Source organism: Microbacterium sp. K27 (assembly GCF_004794435.1).
Classification (GTDB): Bacteria; Actinomycetota; Actinomycetes; order Actinomycetales; family Microbacteriaceae; genus Microbacterium; species Microbacterium maritypicum_A.
In genome coordinates, this window is the sequence record NZ_SSDK01000033.1 from 61,286 (window position 1) to 77,260 (window position 15,975).

Here is a 15,975-nt window from a genome sequence, read left to right on the forward strand (position 1 = left end):
GCATGATGAACCATGTGTCTCGCTTCACGCGCGCGGAGATGACCCGCGCCCACGCCGGACTCGTCACCGCGTTCGTCGCGGGAGACGAGGATGCCCGATCCAAGCAGCTCGCGTCGATCGTGCGCGAGCATGCTGTCGCCGCCGCCGGTGATACCCAGGCCTTCGCCGGGCTCATGGCGAAGCAGGTTGAGGCGGGCGCCGCGGTGACCTATACCGTGCTGCGCTCGCTCGCGCCGCGTCTCGGGCTCACCGACGCCGAGACGCAGGAGCTCATTGCGCAGGCGGTCGCGCAGATGGACGAGTCCGCCTTCCCCGAATGACCCCGTCGAGCGTTCGAGGGTGATCGGTCGGTACGACTTCGAGCCTGCCGCCGTCGTTCGGGGGCTGAGCGATACCCTCTCGACATGCCGCCGATCCATCCCGTCTTATCGATGCAGCAGAGCTTCGCGCTCCTCGCGGAGGCTCAGTCCGTTCAGAACCTGCTGCGTGACACAGTCGCGGCCATCGGGAGTCTTCGCGAGCCGACGATCCACGGTGACATGATTTTCACGCTCGGGAGCATCGGTGTCGAGAAACTCGCGAAGGTCATGCTCGGCTCCGCGCGACTCGACACGTCCGGCGCATGGCCATCCACGAATACGATGCAACGCTGGGGACACGACATCGACGGGCTCGTGGCGCGCCTGTTCGCCACGGCAGAAGCGAATCAACCCGCGGCCGTCGCCACCGGGTACGCGGCCGAGATGATCTCACGGATTCGCGAGAGCACGATCCTGCCTCCCCTGTTTGCGACGCTCTCCCGCTACGGCCGCTCGGGGCGGTTTCACTATCTCAATGTCCTAGCGAACGACGATCGCGGCGAGTTCGATCCTCCCCTGGACTACTGGCGAGAGGTCGAGCATGAGACCATCTCGACGCTTGGCGGCTACCCCGGCGACACCGGCGAGGAACTCGATCGCTTCCTCGTCCAAGTGAGCGCAAAGATCGCGCACGAGCTGGACGTGTGGTGGTTCGTGATGCATCGCCTCGGTGTGCAGGGATGCTTCGGCGAGCTGGGGAAGAAGCTGGGGTGGATGATCTGGAAGGACGGCCGCCCCAACCCTCTCAGGCGCTGAGCGGAGGGCTGTCCGAACTCGCCGGCTGACGCGCGACGTCTCGGGCCTCGGACCCAGCCCAATAGCCAGCCGTGGGGCGTGACGCTAGCCAGCCGTGGGGCGTGACGCGCGAGCGAACGCCTCGCACTCAGCGAGTAGCGGGCACGCTGCGCAGATCGCTGCAAGCATCCGGGCCTCGTCAAGGTCGCGTCGGTCGGCGGTGAACTGCCCGATGCCCGCGCACCCGGGCGCGGAGACCTTCATCGCTTCGGTGAGCACGAAGTACTCAGCGCCACCTCGAAGTGGCGACATGTCCGCGAGCGGATCCACGGCACGGGCAGGAATGTCGCTCTCCGGTTCTGTGCGCCCGAATCCGCCACTCTCAGGCGTCCGCGGCTCTTCCGGTGCGGGTGCTGGCTTCCGACGCGGCACAGGGGCGGGAACGGGCATCCCGGCCTCTCGTGCCTGTCGGCGCATCCGATTCACGTGCGCCGGGTTGTTCCGCATCTTCTCCCGCCACCAGGACAGCAGCACGTCCAGCTCGACCACCCGCTCCCGCTGACCGTGCTCGCCGAGGCGCCATCCCATCGGCATCCCGGCCCTACGCCAGTTCCTGATCGTGCGCGGGTCCGATCGCACGCGCCGTGCCGCCTGGTCGTAGTTCAACCACGTCTTGCCGTCGTCGCTCACAGTGAGTCCGCAGAGAGTCCGCAGAACATCCGATTCGGTGCACCCACGCCCATCACTCCCCATCGCCGAGAAGCTCGGAAATCCGCGGATCACGGCGCCTGCCGTCATCGGCCAACGATGCCTGTAGAGTCCGAGCTGTACTTCGGCGTCTGACGACCGCGGAGCATCACGAAGAGCCCGTCCCCGCTTCTGCGGGACGGGCTCTTCTGCGGTGGGGGTGGCGGCGCGGGGCCTCACTCAGATCATTTCGGGCCAGGGCGCGACCCACGTGCCGTCGAGCACGGACAGGCGCGGTCGGTAGAGGCGCAGTGTGTAGTTCCACCCCGGCATGACGACCAGCGCGTTCGTGAGGCCGGCAGGGTGCGCACCGAAGTGGATGGTGATCCCGCCGTCGTCGTCCGCGGTCGCCGTCAGGCTGTTGATACTGTTCACCCCGAGCTCGTTCTCCTCGAAGTAGCCGGCGGCGTTGTAGAGCGAGACGGACCAGAAGGCGTCGACGGGAACGTCCGTCAGGCGCAGACGATAGTCCCCGACCGGCAGGCCCTCGTCAACGCTGATGTAGGTCGCCTCGTACTCGGGCAGGCCGCCCCATCCGCCGGCGACGCCCAGCAGGTGCATGACGGGATCCACTTCCTCCCTCGTGCCGAACGCACGATCGTAGGTCGAGACGCCGCGCCCGAGAGTGAGCAGAGCATCACGGGTCTCCGACTGCGACGGCTCGTCGTACTCAGGGAGCGGGAACTCCCCCGATCCGCCGCCCACGAGACGAAGTGCGTCCTGGAGGCGATTCACCTCGGCGATGTCTTCGGCGTCGTTCGGGTCGACGAGGATGCGGACCAGGACCGCCGCGTGGTCGGTTCCGACGGCTGCGCGTGTGAGCGCATGGGCGCCGGGCTCGCGCAACAGGAACGGCGCGTAGTGATCCTGATTCACGACGAAGGCGGAGATGTAACGGCCACCCGTGTCGGGCAGCGTGAGCGTGACTCCTTCGCGCACATCGATGATGGCGCTGCTGTAGAGAGTGTCCCGGTTCTGCCGGATGATGGGCTGATCGTCGATCGACTTCAGCCCTCGCGTGTGATTCCAGGTCCCGAGCGTGCTCCCGGCGGCGAGCCGGGAGAACATCAAGTCGGACTCGGCACGAGCGAAGTTGCGGACGTTCACCTTCGTGGCTGACATGTCGTTCCTTTCTCTCGCGGCGCAGACTCACCGCGAAGCATGGGTCGGGGTCGGATGGCCGGCCGTGACACGGTCCGGCAGCGCGGACCTCGTTGCGATTCTGTTCGCCCGATCGCTCTCCGGACGCACGCGTCATCCTCATCGGATGAGATCTGCCTGCCCCACCAACATCACGGATTCCCACGCCGATATCGTTGTCCCGTGATCGATGCCGTCCGCGAGGACCCTTCTCCCAGCGATCCGGCACTCGCCCGCGCGGCGCTGCGCCGGAACTGGCTCCGACTCATCCTCGAATCCCGCACCCGAGATCTCGAGCAGCTCTGCCTCGCCCACCCTGAGCCGCACGACCCGCACGTCCTCCTCATCCGTGCCTGCTGCCGCGACCTCCTCGGCGATTCGCACGGTGCCACGTTCCTTCGTGGCCAAGGAATGCGCATCGCGGACGACGACTTCGTGGTCTGCTTCACCGAGCTCCTCCTCGCTGCCGACACCCCGACGAAGGCCACGATCGCCGATCGCGCTCGGGAAGCTCTGACCGAATGCGGGCCCGACGACGACTACCCCTCGGCGCTCTTCCTCCTCGGTTGGACGGAGGTGCGCCTCCGACGTGATCTCTCCGGGGCCATCGGCCTCCTGCGCTCGGCCTCAGACGAGGCCCGCTTGCGCGGGCGGCCGGAGACCTATCGCCTCGCCCAGTCCAATCTCGCCTTCGCCTTGACCCACGCCGGTCTCTTCACCGATGCCGAGCAGACGCTCGATGCGCTTCCCGTCTCGTCCTCGCCGTCGGACTGGGACATCTTCGAGGGCGGGCTCCCCCAGGCGAACCGCGGCACCATCGCATACTGGCGAGGCGACTACGACGATGCGATCGCCCACCTCGAACAGGTCGTGGACGAAGGCGGCCCCGGCAACAACTTTGAAGCCCTCGCCCGGCTGTACCTGGTCATGAGCATCATCGCGCTCAGGCGAGAAGACCGATACTTCGCCGCGGCCGGCCTGCTCCACGGGGTGAGCAAGGACGATAAGCACGGCATCCCCTGGGATACGCTGCGCCGCGTGATCTCCGCTCTGCTCGCGCACGCAGAGGGACACGACGACCGCGCTCGAACCATCGCGGCGCCGGTACTCGCCCGCCCCGGTGCCGCCGTCGCCCACGCGGTGCTCGCGGAGCTCTATCGTGTCCTCGAAGAACCCGCGTCGGCTGCGCAGGCGCTGCGGCTGGCGACATCAGGCGCGCTACCCCGCTACGCGCGGGCGAGCACGCTCGTCACTGCAGCGGCCCTGCGCTCCCTCGCAGGGCATGGAGCGGACGCGCACGAACAGCTCGACAGAGCTCTCGAATCCGCAGCCCCCGAGCGGATCCTCACTCCATTCCTCTCGGACGATCCGCTCATCGGCGATCTCCTGATCGCCCATGCCCACCGCGGATCCCGCCACGATGAGTTCCTCGGAACGATTCTCGAACGACGCGGAGAGCTGGCCCGACGACGGACGGGCATCTTCACCCCGCGCGAGAGCGAAGTCCTCGCATACCTGCGCACGACGATGACCGCCGAGGAGATCTCCACGCGTCTGGGGGTCGCCTATCCCACCGTCAAGACCCACATCAGCTCCATCTATCGCAAGCTCGGCGTCACCTCGCGTCGGGAGGCCGTCCTCAACGTCGACGCGAGGTCAGGAATCAGACATCGCCACGCCGCGCCACCGGCTTGACCGCGCGGGATCCAGGGTGATCAACTGGTGAGTCTGACCATCGACCGGGGGAATCATGCGCCGTAGAAGAGTGACCGCGAACACCGAGCTGCGCGCGTCGGCGGAGCCGCGTTCATCGCAGCCGTCGAATGCGGTCGCCGCATACGCCAGGACCAACCCATTCATGTTCGGCCTGCTGGGCGCCCTCGGAGTCCTCGTGGCGCTGGGGATCGGCAGCATCGTCGGGCAGCTCGCGACCGTGCTCGTCTACATCGGCGTCGCCGTGTTCCTCGCACTCGGGCTCGATCCGATCGTCACCTTCATCGAGAAGAAGCTCCCCCGCCCCGCGGCCGTCACCATCGTGGTCGCCGCGGTCATCCTGGCGTTCGCCGGCGTCATCCTCGCGATCGTCCCGCTGCTCGTCGAGCAGATCAGCAACCTGATCAAAGACGGACCGCAGATGATCAAGGACTTCATGGCCAGCGACTGGTTCAAGGACGTCAGCGGTCAGTTCGGCTCGACGATCGACGACGCCGTGCAGGGCATCCTCGGCTTCGTGCAGGACCCCAACAACTTCCTCGACATCGGGGGTGGTGTGTTCGCCGTGGGCGCGGGTATCGCCGGCGGCTTCACCGGGATCACGATCGTCCTGATCCTGACCCTGTACTTCATGGCGTCCCTGCGCAGCATGAAGCACGTGGCCGCCCGCTTCGTGCCCGCCTACCAGCGCGACACCTTCAGCGGCCTCCTCGAAGACGTCTCCGGCGCCGTGGGCCGCTACGTCATCGGCCAGGTGAGCCTCGCACTCATCAACGGCATCCTGAGCCTCATCTTCCTCAGCATCATCGGCGCCCCGGTTCCGGCCCTGCTCGCCCTGATCGCCTTCATCGGCTCGATGATCCCGCTGGTCGGCACGCTGACCGCGTCGATCATCAACTCGCTGATCTGCCTGTTCGTCTCTCCGCTGACCGCGCTGATCGCGATCATCTACTACCTCATCTACATGCAGATCGAGGCATACGTGCTGTCGCCGCGCATCATGAGCAAGGCCGTCGCCGTGCCGGGTGCGCTCGTCGTGATCGCCGCGGTGGCCGGCGCCGCGCTGGGCGGCATCCTGGGCGCCCTGGTCGCGATCCCCGTGGCCGCGAGCATCATCATCATCATCCAGAAGGTGACGTTCCCCGCGCAGGACCGCAAGATCGTCCCCCCACCCATCACCCGCTGACACGGGGACGGGACGGGGCGTTCGACCTCAGCGGACCAGGAGGGCGCCCGGCTCGACGCGGACGTCGAACGCGGTGACCTCGCCCATCTCCTCGCCGTCGATCTCGAACACGAGGGGCGTCTTCAGCTCGACCGAGATGCTCTCGACCGGAAGGTGGCGGGCGGACTCGGTGCTCACGGCCTCGTCGGTGGCACCGAAGAGACGGCGGATGCCGTTGTCCCAGACGAAGGAACGGAGTGTGTCGAGCCACTGCAGCGCACCGTCCGCGCTGATCATGAGCACGTCGAGCTTGCCGTCGTCGAGCACCGCATCGGGAAGCAGCCGGATGCCGCCCTGCACCATCCCGCAGTTGCCGATGAGCATGGTGTGTCCCCGCACGGCCACGGCCTTCTCCCCGTCGATCGCCAGAGTGATGTCGGTCATCTCGGTGCCGGCGAGTGCGCGGCCCATCGCCTCCACGTAGGCCAGCCAGCCGGCCTTGGACTTGAGGTCGTCGTCGGTCTCCACCAGCATCTGCGCATCGACGCCGAAGCCGACCATCACGGCGAAGGCGTGCTCGGTGCCGTCGTACGAGACCCAGCCGAGGTCGATCCGACGGGGCTCGGCGTCGCGCACGCGCTCCAACGCCGCCTTCACGTTGTTCAGCGGAACCTCGAGGTTGCGCGCAAGCAGGTTGCCGGTCCCCTGCGGCACGATCCCCAGTGCTGTGTCAGACCCCGCCAGGGACTCCGCGACGGCGCGTACAGTGCCATCGCCGCCGACGGCGATCACGATGTCGCGGCCGTCTTCGCGGGCCTCACGAGCCATGCCCCGGCCCGGGTCCTCCGGAGTCGTCTCCCACCAACGGATGTCGTACTGAGCGTCGAACACGCCGCTCACGGCGGTCTGCAGGACCTCCTGCTCGACCTTCGAAGGGTTCCAGACGATGCCGATACGTGCGTGGGTCATATCGTCAGCTTGGGACACCTCGCCCGATACCGCAAACTCAGGGCGCGGACTCAGCCGTAAAAGAGCTGCTCGAAGGTCTTCCGTGCGCGTCGGGTGACCCCGAGGTAATCCTCTTCGAGCTCGGTCGCCGATCGATCGGGGTAGCCCAGGAGCCTGCCGATCGCGTCGAGCTGTCGACGATCCGCCGGCAGCACGTCACTCGTCTGCCCGGTGAGCAGGGTGATCGCAGAGCGGAGACGGCTGGACAGGAGCCAGGCTTCACGAAGGCGCAGCGCGTCCTCGTCGGAGACGAGATCAGCGGCGACGGCAGCCTCGAGGGCACCGAGCGTCGACGTCGTGCGCAACCCGGGAACCGCGTGCGCATGCTGCAGCTGCAGCAGTTGCACCAGCCACTCCACGTCGCTGAGCGAGCCGGGACCGAGTTTCAGGTGACGCCGCGGATCGGCGCCCTGCGGCAGCCGCTCCCCCTCGACCCTGGCCTTGATCCGCTTGATCTCACGTGTGCCCTGCAGATCGACGGACTCGGGATAGCGGATCGTGTCGGCCAGGGCGGTGAAACGCGTGATCAGCTTCGCGCTCCCGGCGACGCCGCGGGCGCGGAGCAGGGCCTGCGCCTCCCACGACAGCGACCAGCGTCGGTAGTACTCCGTGTACGCCTCGATGGATCGCACGACCGGCCCGTTGCGTCCCTCCGGCCTCAGATCGGCATCGAGGTCGAGCGGGAGGCGATGATCGGTCAGGTGCTCGCGCAGCCCCGCCACGATCTGCGTCGCCAGCTTCTGGGCGCGCTGCGGATCGACGCCGTTCGCGTCGTACACGTAGAGGATGTCGGCGTCGGACCCGAAGCCGAGCTCGGCGCCACCGAACCGTCCCATCGCGATGACGGCGAAGTCCAACGCCTCGTCTTCGAGCGGGACCACCTCGCGGATCACCGCGCGCAGGGCGGCTTGAATCGTGGCCTCGGTGATCTCGGTGAGTGCGGTGGCCACCTCTTCGATGGTGAGGACGTCGAGGACTGCTCCCATAGCGGTGCGCAGGAGCTCACGCCTGCGCAGCGCCCTGACGGCGCGCAGCGCATCGCCGATGGACTCATGACGCGTCTGTATCGCACGAGCCTCCTCGTCGAGCGCTGCCGCGCCCCGAGGGCGCAGACGCCCCGTGCTGTCCAACCATGCCACGGATTCGGGGATCCACTCCAGGAGCTCCCCGACGTAGCGTGAGGATGACAACAGGCGGGTGAGGCTCTCGGCGGCCCCTGAGGAGTCCCGCAGCATCCGCAGGAACCAGGGAGTGTCCCCGAGACGCTCGCTGATGCGCCGGAATGCGAGGAGCGCATAGTCGGGGTCGCTGCCGTCCGCGAACCACCGCACCATGATGGGCATCAGGTGGCGTTGGATCGTCGCCTTACGGCTCAGTCCGCTCGTGAGGGCGCCGATGTGCCGGAGAGCTCCCGCCGGGTCACGGAACCCGATCGCCGCCAGGCGGTCGTGCGCCTGGGCTGCGGAGAGCGTGCGCTCCTCCTCCGGCAGCCCGGCGACGGCGCTGAGCAGCGGCCGGTAGAACAGGCGGGTGTGGATCTCGCGCACCTCGCGACGCACGCTCTCCCAGCGCGCCCACACGCCCTCGCCGCTCTCGGCCAGTCCGGTGCCTCGCGCCAGGATCCGAAGACCGGCAGGAGTGCGCGGCATCAGATGCGTGCGGCTGAGCTCCCTGAGCTGGAGGCGGTGCTCCATGAGCCGCAGCAGACGATAGTCGTCGGCGAACGCGGCTGCATCGACGCGTCCGATGTAGCCGCCCTCGACGAGTGCGTCGAGACTCTCCAGGGTTCCACGCGTGCGCAGCGATTCGTCGGTGAGACCGTGGACCAGCTGCAGCAGCTGCACCGTGAACTCGATGTCTCGCAGACCGCCGGCTCCGAGCTTCAGCTGATACGGCGCATCCTCGGGATCGATGTGCTCCATCACGCGCTCCCGCATGCGCTGCACGCTCTCCACGAAGTCCTGTCGCGCCGCGCTCGACCAGATCTTCGGCTGCACCGCGGCGATGTACTCGCCCCCGAGCTCGGCGTCTCCCGCGATCGGACGGGCCTTGAGCAGCGCCTGGAACTCCCAGCTCTTCGCCCAGCGGTCGTAGTACGCGAGATGCGACGCGAGCGAGCGGACCAGTGCACCCTGCTTGCCTTCGGGGCGGAGAGCGGCGTCCACCTCCCACAGCGGCGGCTCCACCTCGATGGCGTCGAGGTTGCGCATGGTCTCGCGCGCGAGTCGCGTGGCGATATCGATCGCCCGCGCCTCCGAGAGGATCTCCTCGTCGCTACTCCCGCCGACGAAGATCACATCGACGTCGCTGACGTAGTTCAGCTCGCGAGCCCCGGCCTTGCCCATCCCGATGACGGCGAGACGCGTCGCGGCCACTTCCGCACGGCCCATCGATGCCTGCAGTCTGGTCCTGGCGACGGCGAGCGACGCTTCGAGGGCGGCACCCGCGCTGTCCGCCAGCGCCGCAGACACCGGTCCGACGATCGACTCCGGGTGCGGATGCGAGAGATCATAGGCGGCGATCGCGGCGAGATGCCGACGATACGCGATTCTGATCGCGACGACCGCATCATCGTCACCCGACTGCGCGAAGCCGTCTTCCGCGCCCACCGCAGCCAGCAGGCGCTCCTGCAGCTCCGCCGACGAGGGCAGCCCGACGATCGGCCCTTCCAGGACCGAGAGCTGATCCGGGTGGCGGAGGAAGAACTCGGCGAACCCTTCCGACGCGCCGAACACCCGCCATACCCGCCGACGGGTCTCCTCGTCGACCAGCAGCCGCCGCAACGGCTCCTCGTCGCGGCGCGCCACCCGCAGGAGTCCGCGCACCGCTGCATCGGGGTCGGCGGCGTCGGCCGCCTCGAGCAGGACCGAGCGCGGCTGATCCAGAATGGCCGCCAGCTCAGCGAGAGAGGCCGCGGCTTCACTCAGCTCGGAGAAACCGAGCCTCGCCAGCGCGGAGAGGGAGACCGAATCGTCAGGACGCGCCATCTGTGCGGATCAGAGCAGTTCGAGATTGCTCTTCAGCTCGAACGGGGTGACCTGACCTCGGTAGGCCTCCCATTCCTTGCGCTTGTTGAGCAGCACGTAGTTGAAGACCTGCTCGCCCAGCGTCTCCGCGACGAGCTCGGATGCCTCCATGTACTCCAGGGCATGGTCGAGACTCGCCGGCAGCGCCTCGTAGCCCAGTGCACGCCGCTCGGCGTCGCTCAGCGACCACACGTTGTTCTCGGCCTCGGGCGGGAGATCGTATCCCTCCTCGATTCCTTTGAGCCCCGCTGCGAGCAGGAGTGCGTACGCGAGATACGGGTTCGACGCCGAATCGATGCCCCGGTACTCCACGCGGGACGACTGGCTCTTGTTGGGCTTGTACATCGGCACGCGGACGAGAGCGGAGCGGTTGGCGTGGCCCCAGGTCACGAAGCTCGGCGCCTCGTCGCCGCCCCACAGGCGCTTGTACGAGTTGACGAACTGGTTGGTGACTGCAGAGATCTCGTTCGCATGACGGAGCAGGCCCGCGATGAAGTGCCGCCCTGTCTTCGACAGCTGGTACTTGGCGCCTTCTTCGTAGAAGGCGTTCTGGTCGCCTTCGAACAGCGACATGTGCGTGTGCATCCCGCTGCCGGGCTGGTCGCTGAGGGGCTTCGGCATGAACGTCGCATAGACGCCCTGCTCGATCGCCACCTCCTTGATCACCGTGCGGAAGGTCATGATGTTGTCGGCTGTCGTGAGTGCGTCCGCGTAACGGAGATCGATCTCGTTCTGCCCGGGGCCGCCTTCATGGTGGCTGAACTCCACGGAGATGCCGAGGTCTTCCAGCATCCGCACCGAGCGGCGGCGGAAGTCGTGTGCCGTGCCACCGGGAACATTGTCGAAGTATCCGGCCGAGTCCACGGGCACGGGGCCGTCGGGACCGAACGAGGAGGACTTCAGCAGATAGAACTCGATCTCCGGATGCGTGTAGAACGTGAATCCGGCGTCCGCGGCCTTCGCGAGCGTGCGCTTGAGCACGTGACGCGGGTCGGCGACGGCCGGCTGCCCGTCGGGCGTCGTCAGGTCGCAGAACATGCGCGCGGTCGGGTCGATCTCCCCGCGCCAGGGCAGCGTCTGGAACGTCGTCGGATCGGGCTGCGCGAGCAGATCGGATTCGTAGGTGCGTGTCAGCCCCTCGATCGCCGAACCGTCGAACCCGATGCCCTCCGCGAAGGCGCCCTCGACCTCGGCCGGCGCGATGGCCACCGACTTGAGCGTGCCGATCACGTCCGTGAACCACAGCCGCACGAACTTGACGCCGCGCTCCTCGATGGTCCGGAGGACGAAGTCCCTCTGCTTGTCCATGGCTACTCTGCGCCCTGGCCCTTTGCGTCGCCCTTGACATCCCAGCCCTGCTCGACGGCCTCTTCCTCGGCCCAGGCGCGCGAACGCTCCTTGACGACCTCGGGCGCACGGCGGGCCTCGGCCTCCGTGTCGAACGGACCGATGCGGTCGATGGAGGGCGAGATCATGCCGAACTCGATCTCGCCGGTCGTGGAGTTGTACCAGTACTTGTGGTCGCCGTCAGACATGTCTGCCCCTTCTTCACGTGATGTCATCGATCCTACTGGCGCGCACCGCGGTCGCTAAGCTATCGCCCATGGCAAAAGCGATCGGCGTCGACATCGGCGGCACGGGTATCAAAGCAGGAATCGTCGACCTCGAGCACGGAATCATGGCATCCGACCGGGTGCGGGTCCCCACTCCCGAGGGCGCATCGCCGCAGGATGTGCTCAACGCCGTGCAGACCGTTCTGAAGACGCTCGACGTCCACGACTCCACCCTTCCGCTCGGTGTCGCCTTCCCGGCGATCGTCAAGCGCGGCAAGACCCTCTCCGCCGCGAACGTCTCGAAGGAGTGGATCGACTTCGACGCGGAGCGGTTCTTCCGGGACGGCCTCGGCCGCAACATCGTCTTCGTCAACGACGCCGATGCCGCCGGCGTCGCGGAGGCCCGCCACGGAGCCGCCAGGGACGTGCGCGGCTTCACCCTTCTGACGACCCTCGGCACCGGTATCGGATCGGCTTTCCTCTACGACGGTGTGCTGCTGCCGAACACCGAGCTCGGGCACCTGAACTTCCGTGAGTACGAGTCGGTCGAGACGTACGCCGCGACCTCGGCGCGCGAGCGCGAGAACCTCACCTGGGCCGAGTGGGCCGAGCGCCTGCAGGCGTTCTACTCGCACATCGAGTTCCTGTTCAGCCCCGACCTGTTCGTGGTCGGCGGCGGCGTGTCGAAGAATGCGGGCGACTTCCTCCCGCTTCTCGATCTCAAGACCCCGATCGTCCCGGCGATCCACCGCAACAACTCCGGCATCATCGGTGCGGCGTCCCTGGCCGGGGACTGATCGCCACGACGCCGGACACCCGAAGGCCCCGCTGACTCGATGTCACCGGGGCCTTCGTCTGTCCGTCGCCTGCGAACACTGCTCTCGGAACACCGCCGATCAATCGTTCGGTCGCTCCCGGCGCCCGCGGCGACTCGCGGCCAGACCGACCGCAGCGAGGGCGAGCACGATCGCGGCGAGAAGCAGCGCCGCACCGCTTCCGAGCCGGTGCGCCGCGGCACCGATCACGGCGCCGCCCGCGAGCGACCCCCAGAGCAGCAGCGGACGCACCCACGCGGACCCGGATCGGCCGGTGACGAGCGAAGCGAGCGCAAGCCCCAGGCTGACCAACGTCCCGGTTGCGTACGTGATCGCGACCCGCGCGCGCCCGTCCGTGAGGTACAGGGTGTTCAGCGCTCCCATGGCGAAGGCCAGCATCCAGAATCGAGCCGGCCCCGTCGGTGCGATCGCGGCGAGGCATGCGCTCAGAGCGACGGCGGAGGCGGACGCCGCAACAGCCCACGCGCGCGGGCGCCCGTCCCCGGCGATGATCGCTCCCGTGACGACTCCTGCGACGAAAGCAGCCACGAGCGCCAACGGCAGGAGCGAGGCCGCGAGTCCGCCCTCGAGGATGTCGACGCCGGCCTGGGTCGAGTTCCCGCTCATGAAGGAGACGAAGAATCCACCGGTATCGATGAAGCCGATCGCATCCACATACCCCGCCACGCCGCTGAGCACCAGAGACAGTGCCAGACCCCGGCGCGTCACTTCGCGCATGATCTCGACCTCATGGACGTGCCTTTTCGGGCGATGGACGTGATGATCCGGATTCGCCGAGGGCACTCCGAGAACACCTGCTCAGGTCGTGCGGTGCGAATGGGCCGACCTGTACGCCGGGTTCTGTTCCGGGGTTCTTCGCCCCTTCGACGGCCATCTCTCTCGGCGACACGTTGCCGTGGCACTCTAGCGGTCTACCCGAGGACTCGGCGAGCCGCGTCAACATCCTCTGTCTGACCTTGCTCCGGACGAGGTTTACCTGGCGGGCCATGTCACCATGGCCCCCGGTGGTCTCTTACACCACCCTTTCACCCTTACCCCTTGCGGGGCGGTCTACTCTCTGTGGCACTTTCTCGCGGATTGCTCCGGGTGGGCGTTACCCACCGTCCTGCCCTGAGGAGCCCGGACGTTCCTCGGTGCGGTCACCCGCAACGCGGCCGTCCAGTCGACCCATTCGCGTCTCCAGTCTACGTTCTCCGGATCCCCCGGCCTGCGACTACTTCTCCGCCGACTCCGCGATGCGCAGGTCGAGGGGCACATCGATCGGGAAAGAGCCGAACAGTCTCGTCGTCGCGGTGGCCGCTGCCTCTCGCACGGCCTCCGCGGCGGCCTCGGCATGTTCGAGCGGAACATGCAGGATCACCTCGTCGTGCAGGAAGAACGCGAGGTGCGGCGCGCGTGCGAACGGACCGGATGCCGCAGCCTCGGCGAACACCTCGGGGATCTGCTGCAGCCGATGACGGATCTCCGCCAACCAGATCAAGGACCACTCGGCAGCCGTGCCCTGCACCACGAAGTTCCGGGTGAATCGCCCCCAGTCGCGTGCTCTGCGTCGCGCGAGAGCCACGACCGCCGGGTCGGCGTCCGCGTCGGTCGCTTCAGACTGCAGCCGCATCCACTCCACCGATGGCCGCGGGGAGGATCGGCCGAGCCAGGTCGACACGATGCCACCGTCCTCTCCCGTGCGCGCTGCGGCATCGACGAGCGCCATCGCGCGCGGGTACACCTTGCGCAGGCGCGGAACCAGCCGGCCGCTGTCGCCCGTCGTGGCTCCGTACATCGCTCCGAGAACCGCGTACTTCGCTTCCTCTCGGGTCGCGACCGCACCGGAGGCGACGACTCCGGCGTAGAGATCACTCCCCCGGGCGGCCCGGGCCATCGCCTCATCGGCCGCCATCGCGGCGAGCATCCGGGGTTCCAACTGCGCGACGTCCGCCACGACCAGAATCCATCCGGGATCCGCCCGCACTGCGGGGCGCAGGCTCCTCGGCAGCTGGAGCGCCCCACCGCCGGCCGAGGCCCAGCGCCCGGTGACGACGCCACCCGGGATGTACACCGGACGGAATCGTCCCTCGTGCACCCACTCCGCAAGCCATGCCCAGCCGTTCGCGCTGAGCAGTCTCGAGAGCTTCTTGTACGCGAGCAGCGGTTCGACCACGGGATGATCGTGCTCGGCGAGCTCCCACCGACTCGTGGACTCCACCTGGATGCCGACGCGATGCAGCGCCCGAAGCAGCTTCTGCTGGCTGTCGAGGTGGAGCGAGGAGTCACCGAGGAGCTCACGCACCCGATCGCCGAGCTCGACCATGCGGCTCGGCACTCCCCCGGCGACCGGACGCGTCCCCAGGGCGTCGGTCAGGATCGCATCGTGCACGCCCGCGTCCCAGGGCAACCCTGCGACCCGCATCTCCTCGGCGATCAGGCCACCCGCCGATTCGGCGGCGCACAGAAGCGTGAGACGTCCGTCCGGTGCCGCAGCGATCACGTCGCGCTGCGCCCGGTACTGATCGAGCGTCACGGCGACCGCATCGTCATCGACGACATCGTCGAACACGTCGAACAGCGATGGGACCGCTGCGGCCGGTTCGCGTCGCTCCCAATCGGGCGATGCCGGAAGCGGGCTCGGAACCGACGAGGTGTCCCGCAGGATGGCGTGGCACAGGACCAGATCATGGCTGCGCGTGATCCGAACTCCGTGGCCGAGGAGAAGCGCATAGGTTTCCGCGGCGGAGCGCATGATCCATCGCGGAGCATCGGAATCCTCGACCGAACGAACCCACGCGGCGAGATCATCGGCGCGCAGAAACGTGCGGTCCTGCTCTCGGTCTTTCCCGTCGAGTTCGATCGCCGCGTACTCCCGCGGCCCGACGGAGATCAGCGCGATGCGTCTCTCGACGCCCGACGCCGGTGTCGTCATCGCCGGCGCGCGCAGGCGCCGCTCATGCGAGCCCGGACTCCTCGGTGCGCACGAGGATGCAGCCGCATTCGGGACATGAGACCACGAGATCGTCGGCCGCGCGACGGATGTCGTTCAGGTCGGTGCTGGGGAGCAGGATGCGGCAGCCTTCGCAGGTGCCGCGAGTGAGCAGCGCGGCGCCCGCGCTGTTCGCGGCACGGCGTGCGTACTCGGCCAGCACCTCCGGCGCCACGCCTTCCGCAACGGCAGCCCGATCGCGGGCGAGTTGTGCACCGAGCTCGGTGGCCGCGGCGACATCCGCCTTCGCCTGCGCCGTCAGCGCGGAACCCTCGGCCGTCGTGGTGTCGAGAAGTGCCTGCTGCGCGGCGAGGGCGGCTTCTGCTTCCTCGAGCCGTCCCATCACATCGAGTTCGGCGTCCTCGAGGTCGCTCTGCCGGCGGGCGAGGCTCGCCAGTTCGTGCTCGAGCGCCTGTGCGTCCTTGGAGTTCGTCGATGCGGCGAGCCGCTCCGCGTCGCGATTCCGTCGTGCCTCGACGACGGCGACATCGGATTCCAGGCGCTTCAGCTCGGTGCGCACATCGTCGCGGGTGCCGGCGAGCGCGGTCAGCTCGCGGAGCTGCTCCTGGCGGATCGCGACGAGCTCGGTGATCCGCCCCGCCTGGCTCGGCTTCGTTCGTGCACGCTCGGTCTGCGCGATGCGCCGATCGAGGTCGGCGATGTCGAGCAGGGTGCGCTGGTTCTCGGGGCTGGCGTTCACGCTCTCAAATCTAGTCGCTGTC

The 15,975-nt window shown here is 67.9% G+C and carries 13 protein-coding genes and 1 other RNA gene; 5 read left to right on the forward strand and 9 right to left on the reverse strand.

Translation table 11 applies throughout. The features are described 5' to 3' along the window. Positions 1 to 2: 2 nt before the first annotated feature. The gene (locus tag DW307_RS05615) at positions 3 to 320 is read left to right on the forward strand and encodes a hypothetical protein (protein WP_136024258.1); all 318 of its coding nucleotides are present in this window, start codon (positions 3 to 5) and stop codon (positions 318 to 320) included. A gap of 84 nt (positions 321 to 404) precedes the next feature. Continuing rightward, a complete protein-coding gene (locus tag DW307_RS05620; RefSeq protein WP_136024259.1) occupies positions 405 to 1,115 on the forward strand; it encodes a hypothetical protein in 711 nt (236 codons plus the stop codon). Positions 1,116 to 2,021: 906 nt separating this feature from the next. Here DW307_RS05620 and DW307_RS05630 read toward each other — a convergent pair. After that, on the reverse strand, positions 2,022 to 2,963 hold the full coding sequence (locus DW307_RS05630; RefSeq protein ID WP_136024260.1) for a DUF1214 domain-containing protein: 942 nt from the start codon (positions 2,961 to 2,963) through the stop codon (positions 2,022 to 2,024). Positions 2,964 to 3,164: 201 nt separating this feature from the next. Between DW307_RS05630 and DW307_RS05635 the strand changes: the two genes are divergently transcribed. Together DW307_RS05635 and DW307_RS05640 are read left to right on the forward strand one after the other, a co-directional pair. Further along, complete coding sequence (locus DW307_RS05635) at positions 3,165 to 4,676, forward strand: LuxR C-terminal-related transcriptional regulator (RefSeq protein ID WP_136024261.1); 1,512 nt, start codon at positions 3,165 to 3,167, stop codon at positions 4,674 to 4,676. A 70-nt stretch (positions 4,677 to 4,746) separates the two neighbouring features. Continuing rightward, positions 4,747 to 5,880, forward strand: a complete 1,134-nt coding sequence (locus DW307_RS05640) for an AI-2E family transporter (RefSeq protein WP_231479814.1) — start codon at positions 4,747 to 4,749, stop codon at positions 5,878 to 5,880. A 27-nt stretch (positions 5,881 to 5,907) separates the two neighbouring features. On the opposite strand, the gene DW307_RS05645 is transcribed toward DW307_RS05640, so the two are convergent. Genes DW307_RS05645 through DW307_RS05660 form a run of 4 tightly spaced genes read right to left on the reverse strand, consistent with a single transcriptional unit; the run spans position 5,908 to position 11,428 of the window. Further along, the gene (locus tag DW307_RS05645; RefSeq protein ID WP_136024262.1) at positions 5,908 to 6,828 is read right to left on the reverse strand and encodes a diacylglycerol/lipid kinase family protein; all 921 of its coding nucleotides are present in this window, start codon (positions 6,826 to 6,828) and stop codon (positions 5,908 to 5,910) included. Between the two features lie 50 nt (positions 6,829 to 6,878). After that, on the reverse strand, positions 6,879 to 9,854 hold the full coding sequence (locus tag DW307_RS05650) for a bifunctional [glutamine synthetase] adenylyltransferase/[glutamine synthetase]-adenylyl-L-tyrosine phosphorylase (protein ID WP_136024263.1): 2,976 nt from the start codon (positions 9,852 to 9,854) through the stop codon (positions 6,879 to 6,881). A gap of 9 nt (positions 9,855 to 9,863) precedes the next feature. After that, complete coding sequence (gene glnA, locus DW307_RS05655) at positions 9,864 to 11,201, reverse strand: type I glutamate--ammonia ligase (RefSeq protein WP_021200708.1); 1,338 nt, start codon at positions 11,199 to 11,201, stop codon at positions 9,864 to 9,866. A 2-nt stretch (positions 11,202 to 11,203) separates the two neighbouring features. Then, on the reverse strand, positions 11,204 to 11,428 hold the full coding sequence (locus DW307_RS05660) for a hypothetical protein (RefSeq protein WP_021200709.1): 225 nt from the start codon (positions 11,426 to 11,428) through the stop codon (positions 11,204 to 11,206). Positions 11,429 to 11,496: 68 nt separating this feature from the next. Between DW307_RS05660 and ppgK the strand changes: the two genes are divergently transcribed. Next, entirely contained in the window at positions 11,497 to 12,243 is a 747-nt protein-coding gene (gene ppgK / locus DW307_RS05665) for a polyphosphate--glucose phosphotransferase (RefSeq protein WP_021200710.1), read from the forward strand. Positions 12,244 to 12,342: 99 nt separating this feature from the next. Here ppgK and DW307_RS05670 read toward each other — a convergent pair whose 3' ends face one another. The 4 genes from DW307_RS05670 to DW307_RS05685 all read right to left on the reverse strand — a co-directional run bounded on the left by DW307_RS05670 (position 12,343) and on the right by DW307_RS05685 (position 15,953). Beyond that, positions 12,343 to 12,999 carry a YoaK family protein gene (locus DW307_RS05670; RefSeq protein ID WP_168440990.1) on the reverse strand — a complete coding sequence of 219 codons (657 nt, stop codon included), beginning with the start codon at positions 12,997 to 12,999 and terminating at the stop codon, positions 12,343 to 12,345. 96 nt (positions 13,000 to 13,095) lie between these two features. Continuing rightward, positions 13,096 to 13,452, reverse strand: an RNA gene (gene rnpB / locus DW307_RS05675) — RNase P RNA component class A. A gap of 43 nt (positions 13,453 to 13,495) precedes the next feature. After that, positions 13,496 to 15,196, reverse strand: coding sequence for a bifunctional 3'-5' exonuclease/DNA polymerase (locus DW307_RS05680; RefSeq protein WP_136024264.1), 1,701 nt, complete (start codon positions 15,194 to 15,196; stop codon positions 13,496 to 13,498). A gap of 22 nt (positions 15,197 to 15,218) precedes the next feature. Then, entirely contained in the window at positions 15,219 to 15,953 is a 735-nt protein-coding gene (locus DW307_RS05685; RefSeq protein ID WP_136024265.1) for a zinc ribbon domain-containing protein, read from the reverse strand. Positions 15,954 to 15,975 lie beyond the last annotated feature (22 nt).

What these genes read in the sequence shown, in the direction of transcription:
- DW307_RS05670 (WP_168440990.1), bottom strand. Translation starts at nt 12,999, where the DNA reads ATGCGCGAAGTGACGCGCCGGGGTCTGGCACTGTCTCTGGTGCTCAGC.
- DW307_RS05645 (WP_136024262.1), bottom strand. Translation starts at nt 6,828, where the DNA reads ATGACCCACGCACGTATCGGCATCGTCTGGAACCCTTCGAAGGTCGAG.
- ppgK (WP_021200710.1), top strand. Translation starts at nt 11,497, where the DNA reads ATGGCAAAAGCGATCGGCGTCGACATCGGCGGCACGGGTATCAAAGCA.
- DW307_RS05620 (WP_136024259.1), top strand. Translation starts at nt 405, where the DNA reads ATGCCGCCGATCCATCCCGTCTTATCGATGCAGCAGAGCTTCGCGCTC.
- DW307_RS05680 (WP_136024264.1), bottom strand. Translation starts at nt 15,196, where the DNA reads ATGACGACACCGGCGTCGGGCGTCGAGAGACGCATCGCGCTGATCTCC.
- glnA (WP_021200708.1), bottom strand. Translation starts at nt 11,201, where the DNA reads ATGGACAAGCAGAGGGACTTCGTCCTCCGGACCATCGAGGAGCGCGGC.
- DW307_RS05650 (WP_136024263.1), bottom strand. Translation starts at nt 9,854, where the DNA reads ATGGCGCGTCCTGACGATTCGGTCTCCCTCTCCGCGCTGGCGAGGCTC.
- DW307_RS05660 (WP_021200709.1), bottom strand. Translation starts at nt 11,428, where the DNA reads ATGTCTGACGGCGACCACAAGTACTGGTACAACTCCACGACCGGCGAG.
- DW307_RS05615 (WP_136024258.1), top strand. Translation starts at nt 3, where the DNA reads ATGATGAACCATGTGTCTCGCTTCACGCGCGCGGAGATGACCCGCGCC.
- DW307_RS05630 (WP_136024260.1), bottom strand. Translation starts at nt 2,963, where the DNA reads ATGTCAGCCACGAAGGTGAACGTCCGCAACTTCGCTCGTGCCGAGTCC.